Source organism: Jejuia spongiicola (assembly GCF_023502325.1).
Classification (GTDB): domain Bacteria; phylum Bacteroidota; class Bacteroidia; order Flavobacteriales; family Flavobacteriaceae; genus Wocania_A; species Wocania_A spongiicola.
In genome coordinates, this window is record NZ_JAMFLZ010000004.1 from 557602 (window position 1) to 569835 (window position 12234).

Here is a 12234-nt window from a genome sequence, read left to right on the forward strand (position 1 = left end):
AATGAAAACGATACATATATTTATACTATTTATAGTTGTAGCTATTGCACAAATATTTGTGCCAGCACAAATGATTTTTAATAAAGAATCTGTTATAAACACAGGAACCGCGTATAGGTTTAAAACACAACCTGTCGATCCTAGCGACCCATATAGAGGTAAGTATATCAATTTAAATTACGAGATAAGCTCTTTTGTAACTACCGATACGCTTTGGGAAAGAAAAGATAAAGTTTACGTGTATTTAGATACCGATAGTTTAGGTTTTGCAAAAGTGAATCAAGTAAGTAAAGTGCCTTTAAATTTAAATAAAGATTTTATTGTTGGAGAAGTATGGTGGTACAATAAAAATAAACAAAAATTAAACTTCAATTTACCATTTAATCGTTATTATATGGAAGAAACCAAAGCTTATAATGCCGAAGTTGCAGTAAGAAATAATCAACGGGACTCTATTAAAAACAACACTTATGCTTTGGTTTATATAAAAAATGGCGAAGCCGTTTTAAATGACGTGATTATTAACGAAATGTCTATTAAAGATTATGTGGAAAAGAAGTGAAAATTTGGCTAACTTTGAGACAATTCATAAAAATATCTACTAATGAAAAAAATAATTGTGTTACTAATAGTAACTGTGTTTACTTTTTCTTGTAAACAAGAAAAAAAGGAAGAAACCCAAAATAAAGAAATCTCACAAACTAAAATGCAAAAAAACTTAAGTAAGTATGTTAATGTAAAACTAACAACAGACCTTAGTAAACTTACCGATAATGAGCGTAAGATGATACCTGTTTTAATTAAAGCAGCTGATATAATGAATGATTTGTTTTGGTATGAATCTTATGGAGATAAGACAGCATTATTAAATTCAGTTTCTGATGCCGACACTAAAACTTTTGTAAAAATTAACTATGGTCCCTGGGATAGATTAGATGGTAATGCGCCTTTTGTTGAAGGGGTAGAAGCTAAGCCTTTAGGGGCAAATTATTACCCAAAGGATATGACAAAAGAAGAATTTGAAGCTGCAGATATAGAAAACAAATCGAGCATATATAATTTTGTTAGACGCGACGAAAAAGGGAAGTTATATTCAATTCCCTACCATCAACAATTTGAAAAAGAGGTTAAGACGGTTTCAGATTTATTGCTTGAAGCTTCAAAACTGGCTGATGACGCAGGTCTTAAAAAGTATTTGGAATTAAGAGCCCAAGCCATGTTGGACGATAATTATCAACCTAGTGATTTAGCTTGGATGGATATGAAAACAAACACCTTAGATATAGTAATAGGTCCAATTGAAACCTATGAAGATCAAATGTTTGGAAACAAAGCTGCTCATGAAGGTTATGTCCTTATTAAAGATCAGGAGTGGAGTGCTAAATTAGCTCGCTTTGCTAGTTTCTTGCCAGAATTACAAAAAGGATTACCAGTAGATGATGCTTATAAAAAAGAAACTCCAGGAACAGATAGTGATTTAAATGCATACGATGTTGTGTATTATGCAGGCGATTGTAATTCGGGAAGTAAAACAATAGCTATTAACTTGCCTAATGATGAAGAAGTACAATTACAAAAAGGGACAAGAAGATTGCAACTTAAAAATGCAATGCAAGCAAAATTTGATAAAATATTAGTTCCAATATCAGAAGTTTTAATAGATGAAACACAACGCAAGCATATCACATTTGATGCTTTTTTTGCAAACACAATGTTTCATGAAGTGGCTCACGGTTTAGGAATTAAAAACACTATAAATGATAAAGGAACGGTGCGTACATCGCTTAAAGAACATTCAAGTGCTTTAGAAGAAGGGAAGGCAGATGTTTTAGGTTTATATATGGTGCAACAACTACATAGCAAAGGAGAAATTGATGGCGATATGAAAGACTACATGACTACGTTTATGGCTAGTATTTTTCGATCTGTGCGTTTTGGAGCTTCTAGTGCTCATGGAAAAGCTAATATGATTCGCTTTAATTTCTTTAAAGAAAAAGGGGCATTTAGTAGAGATGAAAACGGTGTTTATAAAGTAAATTATGACAACATGATAGTGGCTATGAAAGATCTGTCGGGCTTAATATTAACACTTCAAGGAAATGGTGATTATGATGGTGTTGCAGATTTGGTAAAAGATAAAGGTATTATTTCAAACGAATTACAATCAGATTTAGACCGTTTAAGTTCGGCAAACATTCCAGTTGATGTAATTTTCGAACAAGGTTTAACAGCTTTAGGGATGTAAAATAGTATCATATTCAAAAAAAGGCTTTAGTAACCTACTAAAGCCTTTTTAGTTTATATTTTATATATTTAGTAAAAACATTTTAAATGGTATACTGGTTATCAACACTTATAACTATAGCAATAATATATATAGCAATAAGCATTGCTTTGTATTATTTACAGGATTATATGCTGTTTAAACCAGAAAAACTACCAAAAGATTTTCAATTTAATTATGAAAATCAAGATATAGAAGAGCATAATTTAGAAACCAGAGATGGTGCAGTTATTAATGGTATTCTTTTTAAACCTAAAGGCGAATCGAAAGGTATTGTCTTATATCTAAAAGGAAATTCTAAAAGCATAAAAGGTTGGGGGAAATTTGCAGTAGATTTTACTCGGCACAATTATAATGTACTAATGGTAGATTATCGTGGTTTTGGAAAAAGTACAGGCAGACGCTCGCAAAAAGCCATTAAACGAGATTTGCAAGAAGTATATAATAAAATAAAAGAGCGTACTACAGAAGACAGAATTATACTTTACGGTCGTTCTTTAGGTTCAGGTTTTGCAGCTAAATTAGCTTCAATGAATAACCCTAAAAAACTTATTTTGGATGCGCCATATTACAGCTTAACTAAAGTTACAGCCCGTTATGCTCCTTTTATGCCGTTAAGTGTTTTATTAAAATACCCGTTACCTACATATAAGTGGTTAAAATATGTAAAATGCCCTATTCATATTATTCATGGTACAAACGATAATTTAATTCCGTACAAAACTAGTGTTAAACTATCTCAAGTAAACCCAAAACTAACAAAGCTTCACTCGGTTATAGGCGGAGGTCATAAAAATTTAAATAACTTTGAATCTTATCATAAAATGATTCACGATATTCTAAATCAAAAACCACACGATATCGATTTGTCAACCACAAGTATTCATGTTAAACACACATCAAAACCTACTAAAACGAAAGCTTAAGAAGTTTGCTTTAATTTTATTAAGCATCTATATTATGGTTGGCTCTTTATTATATTTTTTACAAGAAAAAATGCTGTTTCTACCAACAGTTTTAGAGCAAGATTATGTGTATAAATTTTCTCAACCTTTTGATGAATTGTTTTTGAAAACGGATGATGATGCGGTTATAAATGCCATTCATTTTAAAGTAGAAAATCCAAAAGGAGTAATATTATATTTTCATGGAAATGCAGGTGATTTATCGCGCTGGGGACTTATAGCTGAATATTTTGTTGAAAAGCAATATGATGTTTTAATAATGGATTACAGAACCTATGGTAAAAGCACAGGAAAATTAAGTGAAAAAGCGCTTTATAACGATGGACAATTATGCTACAACTATTTGAAAGAGCATTATAACGAAGCGCGTATTACGCTTTATGGAAGGTCTTTAGGAACGGGGGTGGCAACTTATTTGGCCTCCAAGAATAAGCCTAAACAACTTATTTTAGAAACTCCTTACTATAGTATTATCGATGTAGCTAAATCTAGATTTCCTATGTTTCCTGTTGAGGCATTATTAAAATATAAACTACAAACAAATCAATATATAAAACAAGTAAAATGCCCAATTACTATGTTTCATGGTACCGAAGATTCAGTAGTGCCTTTTGCATCAGCTAAAAAACTGTTTGAAGTATCTCCAAAGCCAATAACTACTTTTGTGACTATTGAAAATGGAAATCATGGAAATCTTATAAATTATGAGTTATACCATGCTCAAATAAAAAAGATACTTCCTTAAATATCTTAAAAAATTAACAAGTTAATTCTTATTTCTTAAAGAAAGCATAAAGCTGTAATTGTAAGCGTTAAACATTTCTAAATACAGATAATAAATTCAACTAAAAGACGTCTATTTGTATAGAGTTTAGTTTGTGATACTACAAACGTAGTATTCATAAAATAAGTTTGTTGGTTAGTTAGTTGTTAGTTAAAAGCCAGTAGTGAAATTTCACTACTGGCTTTAGTTTTTTACGATAGTATTTATTTAAGCTTATATTACTTCTACAAACAAACCATCATCAGTTTTTTCAACTTTAGCAAGGTTGTTTTTTGTTAATTCTTTAATGGTTTTATCCCATTTTTTATTTGATAAACCAGATTGTGTTTTTAAATCGTTCAATTTCAGCTTTTCTGCTTTTTTCAAAACCTCTAAAACCGTTTTTGCTTCATCACTAATAGCTACGGTTTTTTTCTCTGGCCTCATTTGTGGGAAGAATAAAACTTCTTGAATGGATTGGTTATTGGTTAAAAACATAATCAATCTATCCATACCAATTCCCATTCCTGATGTTGGAGGCATACCATATTCTAAAGCACGTAAAAAATCATGATCTATAAACTCTGTAGCTTCGTCGTCGCCTTTTGCAGCTAATTTAAGTTGATGCTCAAAACGCTCACGTTGGTCAATAGGATCGTTCAATTCAGAATATGCATTAGCAATTTCTTTTCCGCAAACCATCAATTCAAAACGTTCAGTTAATTCAGGATTATCACGATGTTCTTTACATAACGGGCTCATTTCTTTCGGATAATCTGTAATGTAAGTAGGCTGTATATAATTACCTTCACATTTTTCTCCAAAAATTTCATCGATAAGCTTACCTTTTCCCATAGTATTATCAACCTCAACACCTAAATCTTTGGCCGCTTGTCGTATTTCATCTTCGTTTTTACCAGTAATATCAAAACCTGTAAAATGCTTTATAGAGTCTGCCATAGTAACTCTCGCATAAGGAGCTTTAAAATCTATTTCATGATCACCAAAAGTTACTTTTGTCGTACCATTTACGGCAATAGCACAATGCTCTAAAAGACGCTCACAGAAATCCATCATCCAGTTGTAATCTTTATAGGCTACATAAATTTCCATAGCAGTAAACTCGGGGTTGTGAGTTCTATCCATGCCTTCATTTCTAAAATTTTTAGAAAACTCATAAACTCCATCAAAACCACCAACAATCAACCTCTTTAAATATAATTCATTAGCAATTCGCATATATAAAGGTACATCTAAAGCGTTGTGATGTGTTACAAACGGGCGAGCAGCGGCGCCACCAGGTATAGGTTGCAAAACTGGAGTTTCAACTTCGAAATACCCAGCATCATTAAAAAATTGACGCATCGCATTAAATAACTTAGTACGCTTTACAAATACCTCTTTTACATGTGGATTTACAACCAAATCTGCATAACGCTGTCTGTAGCGTAATTCAGGGTCCGTGAAAGCATCATAAACAACACCATCTTTTTCTTTTGGTAAAGGCAAAGGTTTTAATGCTTTACTAAGCAACTTAAAATCTTTTACACGCACAGTTTTTTCACCAACTTTAGTGGTGAATAATTCGCCTTCAATTCCAACAAAATCACCTAAATCTATAAGACTCTTAAAGATAGTGTTGTATTTAGATTTATCGTCACCTGTACAAATTTCATCTCTGTTAAAATATACCTGAATTTTACCTTCAGCATCCTGTAATTGTCCAAAAGAAGCCTTCCCTTGTACATTTTTAGACATAATTCTACCAGCAATAATTACCTTCTTGTCTTCTTCAAATTGCTCTTTTACCTGTTTCGAGGTGTGGTTTACAGGGTATAAATCTGCAGGATAAGGGTTAATGCCTAATTCGCGTAGTTTCGCTAACTTTTCTCTTCTTACTAATTCTTGCTCTGATAATTGCGACATATTATAAATACTGAGTGTAAATTTTAATGCGCAAAGATACTATTAAAAGCTATCTTTTTAAAACTAATTTTTTGGGCGTTACCCTAAAAAAGGATTCAGGGTCGGGCTTTCCGCTATATCTTTTTTTCGTACCTCAAAAAAGGATGCCACTTCAACCCCTAACGTAAAATAATATGTAACAAAATAAGTTTAATAACGTCAAACAAGTACATTATCAATCAATAAACATTTAAATTAAAAATCAACATGAGTTTCTGGAGAGTTTTACTGTCTATTATTTGTCCACCCCTAGCTGTTTTAGACAAAGGTTGCGGCTCTATTTTAATCACCTTTTTATTATGGCTTTGTGGCTGGGTACCTGGTGTTATAGCTGCTTTGGTTATTATTAATAACCCCAATAGGTAGCTTTAAAGCACATTTATAAACATATTTTCTACTTTTTAAAGTAGTATCTTTGCATTCTAATTTAACACATATTATGCATAGAATTTATACTTTACTTTTAGTTATCATCATAGTCAGTTTTTCTAGTTGTACCGTAAAAGAATCTATAGTATTTAACGAAGATGGCTCTGGAAATTTTTTGGTAAACTATGATATGGCTTCGGTTATGTCTCAAATGAAGGATGCCTTTTCTGAAGGAGGCGATTCCACTAGCACAAACGAAAAAAAACCAAGTAAGGTTGTTGATACACTTATGGTTTTTAGTGAAATAATGGAAACTTATAAAGATAGTATTTCTGCTTTACCAAAGGAAAAACGTCTTGCTTTAGAAGTTGTTAAAGATATGTATATGAAAATGAAGATGGACGAAGCAAATAATGTTTTTGACTTTGGGGTAGGACTTAATTTTAATGCTATAGAAGACTTAAAAGATATCCAAAAAAGAATCGAAAAAGCAAAAACTCTTAATTCTCAAAATAGTCAAGTAGACGCAATGAAAGAAGGCTCTCCATTAGGGAAATTTATGGTTAATGGAGAAAATGATGTTGATTATAATTTTACTGAAAATGGTTTCTCAAGAGTTACAACTGTTTCTGAAGAGAAAACCGCTAAAGCCTTTAAATTAGATGAGAACAGTGAAGAAGATAAACAGTTTTTAGACTATTTTAAAAACTCTTTTTATATAGTTGAATACACCTTTTCTAAGAAAATAAAATCTACATCTATAGAAAATGCCCAATTATCTACAGATAAAAAAACAGTTACATATAAATATAGTTGGATTGACTTTTTAAGTAATCCAAAATTATTGGATATTAATATTGAATTTGAAAATGAATAAGCAGATTGAAATTCAAGATTTAGGACTTAAAGATTACAAACAAACTTGGGATTATCAAGAACAATTGTTTAAGAACATTGTAGACACAAAAATTAAGAATAGACGAGAAGACGCTGGTTTAAAAACTAATAATCATTTCTTGTTTGTAGAACATCCACATGTTTATACTTTAGGTAAAAGTGGAGATTTTTCTAATTTGCTTGTTACAGAAGAGCAATTAAAAGAAAAGAACGCCACCTTTTATAAAGTGAATAGAGGTGGAGATATAACATATCATGGCCCTGGGCAAGTGGTTGGTTATCCTATTTTAGATTTAGAAAATTTTTTTACCGACATACATAAATACCTTCGTTTTCTTGAAGAAATGATAATTTTGACGCTTGCAGAATACGGCTTAAAAGCAGAGCGTAGCAAAGGAGAAACAGGTGTTTGGCTGGATGTAGGTACACCATTTGCTCGTAAAATTTGTGCTATGGGCGTGCGTGCTAGCCGATGGGTAACTATGCATGGTTTTGCACTAAATGTAAATGCCAATTTGGGTTATTTTGACCTTATGATACCTTGTGGTATTCGTGGAAAAGCAGTAACCTCTTTAAATGTAGAACTTGGAGTAAAAGAAGTGCCTATGGAAGAGGTAAAAGAAAAACTACTAAAGCATTTTAAAGCACTTTTTGAAGCTGAGTTTTTTAATAATGAAAATTAAACGCTTTCTTAAAATAGTGTTGTTGATTTGTTGTTTTGTACTTACTTCAATATCAATTGCATTAATGTATACTATTATAATTGTGGAGAATAATTCTTTTGAATATAGTATGCTTATTCCTTTGTCAATGATTCCTACTGGTGTTTTAAGTATAATTTATCATATAAAAACTTTAAAGCATTACAGTATAAACTATGTTTACAAAGATTTAAATGACAGTTTTTTATGGGTGGGTAACTTGCTTTTCGCAATATCTATTTCTTCAATGGCTTTGTTTATGATCTATTCATTTTATAGCATCAGAGAAATAGATTTAAATCCCAAATTATTTTATGCGCTTATTTTTTGCGGTGTTATTTTATTGATTGGAGTGATACTCATTTTAGAAGAAAAATGGCTTTACAAAAAAAGGCATATTATTAAAAAACAATCTAAAATAAATAAGATTGATGATATAAGAGGGGCACAAGATGATGACCTTTAGTTTGTGATAATTATCTAAGTTCAATCTTTTTTTAAAGCTAGATTTAATTGATTTTTAATTGCACAAAGGAACATCAGAGTCTTTACAAATAAAATTTTTGGAATTCCAAATAACTGTATCTCGATTCAAGATATTGAAGTTAATAAACTCTTCTGAACACCCAAGTATATTAATACGTTCACCTTCGCAGTTATATACTGGTAAGACTGAGTTGCAATTAGCACAACAATTACCAACTATAAATACAGTTTCTCCTTCATAGATTGCCTGAGAAATATAAAATTCATCGACTTGGGTAGATTGTTCAATATCTAAAACCTTTTCTTTTAACCAAGCAAAATCTTCAACAGGGTTTGCTACATTGCAAGTATTGCTTATACCATCGTCGTTATTATTGCAAGATAAAACTATAAAGAATATTAAAGCAGAAAGTATATTAATTTGTCTCATTTCTTTTTGATGATTTATCTTATAGATGAAAAAGGCAGCTATGGGTTGCGTCTACTTCCATAAAATAGAATCATAAAATGAAATATTAAAGGTGTTTTTTTTGAAAAGAGAACATAATACAATTACTTAATCATAAGTTCCAATAGGTTCTTTTTTTGAATAGCTAATTCCTAAATCGTTAGTCCTAACCGCTTTTAATTTTTTAGCTAATTTCTTTTTAAACTGTATAACAACTTTAGCATATTTTGGATTATGTGCTAAATTGGTAAACTGCTTTGGATCTTTTTTCATATCAAAAAGTTCAATACCTGCTGATGCATCTTCATTATATTGAATATATGCCCATTTATCATTCCTCAATAAAAAGGTTTTTCCGCCCTGCGATACACTAAAAGCCATATCTCTAACTTTCTTTTTTGGCTTATCAATAGTTTTTACCAAGCTTTTCCCTTGTATATGTTTTGGTGGTTTTAAACCACCTAATTCAGCAATAGTTGGGTATAAATCAATCAATTCTACAAAAGAATTACAAACAGCTGCTTTTTTACCCGGCACTTTAATAATTAATGGAACACGAACAGATTCTTCGTGTAAACTTACTTTCATCCAGAAATTATGCTCACCTAAATGAAACCCATGATCCGAAGTGAAAATAACAATGGTATTATCTTCTAAACCTTCTTCTTTAAGTGTTTTAAGTACTTTTCCAACTTGAGCATCCATATACGATACAGATGCATAATATGCAGCCACCGCTTTCTTTTCTTGCTCTAAAGACATTTTTGCATTAACACTAGTTACGTAATTAATACCACGCTTTGGAATATCGTCCCAATCACCATCAAGTTTTTTAGGTAGTGTTATGTTGTTAAACGGATACGGTTCAAAATATGGTTTTGGAGCTACAAAAGGCACATGTGGCCTTACAAAACCAACCGCTAAAAAGAAAGGTTCGTTTTTGTGTTTTCTAATAAGCTCTGAAGCTTTTTTAGCTGTTTTTCCATCAGAGTGCACTAAATCATCACCATCGGCTTTTACAATAGTCATTACATTTCCACCCTTTCTCTCTATTTTTCCATCAGGATTTCCTTGAACCAATTCGGCATCACCAATAGCTTTCCATTCAGGTCCTTGGCTATTAAAACGCTCAGTCCACGAGGCTTGATCATCTTGCCCATTGGAACCTGTTTCAATATCAATAGGGACACCCATGTGGTAAATTTTACTCACCCGAGCTGTGTAGTAACCGTTGTCTTTAAATAATTGTGACCACGTTTTTCTTTCAGGGCCTATATTTTCTCTACCGCTTACATAACCAAATGTAGTAGTAGCATTAGGGTAGTACCCCGACATAAAAGAGGCTCTTGATGGACCACAAACGGGATATTGCGTATAGGCTTTAGTATATCTAACACCCTCTGAAGCTAGTTTGTCAATGTTTGGTGTATGGCATGCTTTATTTTCGTAAGATGAGACTGCGGTTGCTGTTAAATCATCAGAAATAATAAACAACACGTTTGGTTTTTTGTCTTGTGAAAACAGTGTTATGCTGAATAAGAAAAATAAGATATATGTTATTGGTTTCATGTTTTGTTAAGGGTAACGGTTTTATGATAAATTTTTAAAGTTCGTTTAACGCCTCGAATATGCGTAGTGAGGGATTTCAAGGCACTGCACTATCAAACCGCTACTTTGTATATTAAATGTTCAAATTTACTAAATCGCCCCGCATTACGTATATTTATTGTTATGGGCCTTTATTTTTCTAATACGAGTTCTGTATCCCTGTCAATAGATACAATTCCCGCAGAACAAACAGATAATTCATATTCTGTTTTATTCTTATTTTTCACCAATTCTAATAATTCTATCACCACTTTTTCCAATTCATATTTAGGAGGCAAATTATACCATTTTCCATAATCAAGGTAGGTAATGTATATATTGTCTTTATCCTTTTTTATATTAAAAGAAAGATTCCACCACTCGCTTTCTTTTGTATAAACCTTGCATAGTCCATCATCTAGAAAATCAATCGCAATTTTCATAATCTGCCTTCTTAATTTCTCAGAATAATCCGATGTTTCAGGCTCTAAAAGAGAAGTATGTTCTTTATACCATACTAGAAAATGTTTATTTAATTCACTTATTCGTTCTGAGTTAATTATTATGTCTTGATATGAGATATTAAAATCTATTTCAGAATCGTCGAATATTGATAAGCTTGTCTGCTTATCGCACAATAATTTAAGAAAGAATTCGAAATTCTCTGAAATCACCTCCTGTTCACCTTCTGACCCCATATAAACTATAATACATTCATGTCCAAAATACCAAAAAGCTAAAATTCCTCCATCGTCGAAATTCAAAAACGGCACTATTTCTTTTTTTGCTGAAGATTTAAGTTGAAATGTTTCTATGTCTGACCATCCAATCATGCCAGGTAGTCTAAGTTTAGCAAATTGATTGAATTTACTTGGTAAGTCAACTTTGTCAGGTAAATTGCTAATTATTTCTTTAGTTATTTTATTTCTTCTAAACATCTATTTCTAATCTTGTTGAAATTGGTTGTCTTGGATCCTCTTCAGTCCTAATTGCCCATAATGTTTTTCAAGTATATGAATCCCTTTTAATACTGAAACAAGTTCAGCACAAGTGATTTATATACAACGACAAACGAAGCTATCGATTTTTTCTGACAAAATCAAGTTCTTAAAATAGCTCTTTTATATCATCTTCTTCGGTATCATCATCTTTAGTGTCTATTTGTTCAATAGTGTATTTTGGTAAATTATCTTTTCTATAAAAATTTATGGGTACAGGCAAAACAGAAGCCAATGCAATTATTAATACCAAGGCAAAAAGCCTCAACCCTTTTTTTAAGGTTTTCATAAAGTAAAAAAGGTAAGTGTGTAACATCTTTTGATGTTACAGATTAAACTGTAATTCGAAATGTTGCCAAGAGGCAAGGGATTGTTTACTTTATGAGGTTGCTCTGATAATCGTCTGAAAAGATTTGAGCTATAAGATTTTGCTCTAAAAACATTTGCTTATTAAACTGTAAAATCGCCTCCTTTTGAGACTTTAAAGTGATACTAAAGTTGTATTGATGCGTGTTTAATAACCACTTAAAACAAAAGGTAGTGTATTGATTAAAAGTTATGTTTTGGGGTGAACGCTTTAAAAAGGAAAATGATTTACTAATAGCTTGATGACTAGAAGTATTATTAATTACAAGTTCGGTTTGTGTTTTATGATAAGAAGAAGGGTAATAGGTAAACCCTGAAAACGATACAATAACCGCTAATAAAGCAATGCTTGCCAACCATTTATGTAATCCTTTTAAAAACATTTAGTATAAAGATAATACTTTT

14 protein-coding genes are annotated in these 12234 nt (G+C 31.5%); 8 read left to right on the top strand and 6 right to left on the bottom strand.

What is annotated here, in order from left to right; translation table 11 throughout:
• Position 1: 1 nt before the first annotated feature.
• From M3P09_RS12265 to M3P09_RS12280, 4 genes are all read left to right on the top strand, one after another.
• Complete coding sequence (locus M3P09_RS12265) at positions 2–562, top strand: GDYXXLXY domain-containing protein (RefSeq protein WP_249973351.1); 561 nt, start codon at positions 2–4, stop codon at positions 560–562.
• 42 nt (positions 563–604) lie between these two features.
• The gene (locus M3P09_RS12270; RefSeq protein WP_249973353.1) at positions 605–2245 is read left to right on the top strand and encodes a dipeptidyl-peptidase 3 family protein; all 1641 of its coding nucleotides are present in this window, start codon (positions 605–607) and stop codon (positions 2243–2245) included.
• 86 nt (positions 2246–2331) lie between these two features.
• Positions 2332–3210 (top strand): alpha/beta hydrolase, encoded by an 879-nt coding sequence (locus tag M3P09_RS12275; RefSeq protein WP_099563712.1) that lies wholly within the window; start codon positions 2332–2334, stop codon positions 3208–3210.
• On the top strand, positions 3170–3994 hold the full coding sequence (locus M3P09_RS12280) for an alpha/beta hydrolase (RefSeq protein WP_099563711.1): 825 nt from the start codon (positions 3170–3172) through the stop codon (positions 3992–3994). The genes M3P09_RS12275 and M3P09_RS12280 overlap by 41 nt, the downstream gene beginning before the upstream one ends.
• 252 nt (positions 3995–4246) lie before the next feature.
• On the opposite strand, the gene lysS is transcribed toward M3P09_RS12280, so the two are convergent.
• Complete coding sequence (lysS, locus tag M3P09_RS12285; RefSeq protein ID WP_099563710.1) at positions 4247–5938, bottom strand: lysine--tRNA ligase; 1692 nt, start codon at positions 5936–5938, stop codon at positions 4247–4249.
• 246 nt (positions 5939–6184) lie between these two features.
• Here lysS and M3P09_RS12290 point away from each other — a divergent pair, with 246 nt between their 5' ends.
• The 4 genes from M3P09_RS12290 (at position 6185) to M3P09_RS12305 (ending at position 8410) form a co-directional block, all read left to right on the top strand.
• Positions 6185–6343, top strand: coding sequence for a YqaE/Pmp3 family membrane protein (locus M3P09_RS12290; protein ID WP_099563709.1), 159 nt, complete (start codon positions 6185–6187; stop codon positions 6341–6343).
• A gap of 73 nt (positions 6344–6416) precedes the next feature.
• Positions 6417–7223 carry a hypothetical protein gene (locus tag M3P09_RS12295; RefSeq protein WP_249973354.1) on the top strand — a complete coding sequence of 269 codons (807 nt, stop codon included), beginning with the start codon at positions 6417–6419 and terminating at the stop codon, positions 7221–7223.
• Entirely contained in the window at positions 7216–7926 is a 711-nt protein-coding gene (gene lipB / locus M3P09_RS12300; RefSeq protein ID WP_099563707.1) for a lipoyl(octanoyl) transferase LipB, read from the top strand. Before M3P09_RS12295 ends, lipB begins: the two co-directional genes overlap by 8 nt.
• Before the next feature lie 64 nt (positions 7927–7990).
• Positions 7991–8410, top strand: a complete 420-nt coding sequence (locus M3P09_RS12305) for a hypothetical protein (RefSeq protein WP_249973355.1) — start codon at positions 7991–7993, stop codon at positions 8408–8410.
• A 54-nt stretch (positions 8411–8464) separates the two neighbouring features.
• Here M3P09_RS12305 and M3P09_RS12310 read toward each other — a convergent pair whose 3' ends face one another.
• From M3P09_RS12310 to M3P09_RS12330, 5 genes are all read right to left on the bottom strand, one after another.
• Positions 8465–8860 carry a hypothetical protein gene (locus tag M3P09_RS12310; protein ID WP_249973356.1) on the bottom strand — a complete coding sequence of 132 codons (396 nt, stop codon included), beginning with the start codon at positions 8858–8860 and terminating at the stop codon, positions 8465–8467.
• Between the two features lie 126 nt (positions 8861–8986).
• Positions 8987–10447, bottom strand: a complete 1461-nt coding sequence (locus M3P09_RS12315) for a sulfatase (protein WP_249973358.1) — start codon at positions 10445–10447, stop codon at positions 8987–8989.
• A gap of 170 nt (positions 10448–10617) precedes the next feature.
• On the bottom strand, positions 10618–11298 hold the full coding sequence (locus tag M3P09_RS12320; RefSeq protein WP_249973359.1) for a hypothetical protein: 681 nt from the start codon (positions 11296–11298) through the stop codon (positions 10618–10620).
• 274 nt (positions 11299–11572) lie between these two features.
• The gene (locus tag M3P09_RS12325) at positions 11573–11752 is read right to left on the bottom strand and encodes a hypothetical protein (protein ID WP_099563702.1); all 180 of its coding nucleotides are present in this window, start codon (positions 11750–11752) and stop codon (positions 11573–11575) included.
• Between the two features lie 85 nt (positions 11753–11837).
• Entirely contained in the window at positions 11838–12212 is a 375-nt protein-coding gene (locus M3P09_RS12330; protein ID WP_099563701.1) for a hypothetical protein, read from the bottom strand.
• Positions 12213–12234: the final 22 nt, after the last annotated feature.

Coding starts and splice junctions, on each gene's coding strand:
- M3P09_RS12265 (WP_249973351.1), top strand. CDS start 2: ATGAAAACGATACATATATTTATACTATTTATAGTTGTAGCTATTGCA.
- M3P09_RS12270 (WP_249973353.1), top strand. CDS start 605: ATGAAAAAAATAATTGTGTTACTAATAGTAACTGTGTTTACTTTTTCT.
- M3P09_RS12275 (WP_099563712.1), top strand. CDS start 2,332: ATGGTATACTGGTTATCAACACTTATAACTATAGCAATAATATATATA.
- M3P09_RS12280 (WP_099563711.1), top strand. CDS start 3,170: ATGTTAAACACACATCAAAACCTACTAAAACGAAAGCTTAAGAAGTTT.
- lysS (WP_099563710.1), bottom strand. CDS start 5,938: ATGTCGCAATTATCAGAGCAAGAATTAGTAAGAAGAGAAAAGTTAGCG.
- M3P09_RS12290 (WP_099563709.1), top strand. CDS start 6,185: ATGAGTTTCTGGAGAGTTTTACTGTCTATTATTTGTCCACCCCTAGCT.
- M3P09_RS12295 (WP_249973354.1), top strand. CDS start 6,417: ATGCATAGAATTTATACTTTACTTTTAGTTATCATCATAGTCAGTTTT.
- lipB (WP_099563707.1), top strand. CDS start 7,216: ATGAATAAGCAGATTGAAATTCAAGATTTAGGACTTAAAGATTACAAA.
- M3P09_RS12305 (WP_249973355.1), top strand. CDS start 7,991: ATGTATACTATTATAATTGTGGAGAATAATTCTTTTGAATATAGTATG.
- M3P09_RS12310 (WP_249973356.1), bottom strand. CDS start 8,860: ATGAGACAAATTAATATACTTTCTGCTTTAATATTCTTTATAGTTTTA.
- M3P09_RS12315 (WP_249973358.1), bottom strand. CDS start 10,447: ATGAAACCAATAACATATATCTTATTTTTCTTATTCAGCATAACACTG.
- M3P09_RS12320 (WP_249973359.1), bottom strand. CDS start 11,298: ATGATTGGATGGTCAGACATAGAAACATTTCAACTTAAATCTTCAGCA.
- M3P09_RS12325 (WP_099563702.1), bottom strand. CDS start 11,752: ATGAAAACCTTAAAAAAAGGGTTGAGGCTTTTTGCCTTGGTATTAATA.
- M3P09_RS12330 (WP_099563701.1), bottom strand. CDS start 12,212: ATGTTTTTAAAAGGATTACATAAATGGTTGGCAAGCATTGCTTTATTA.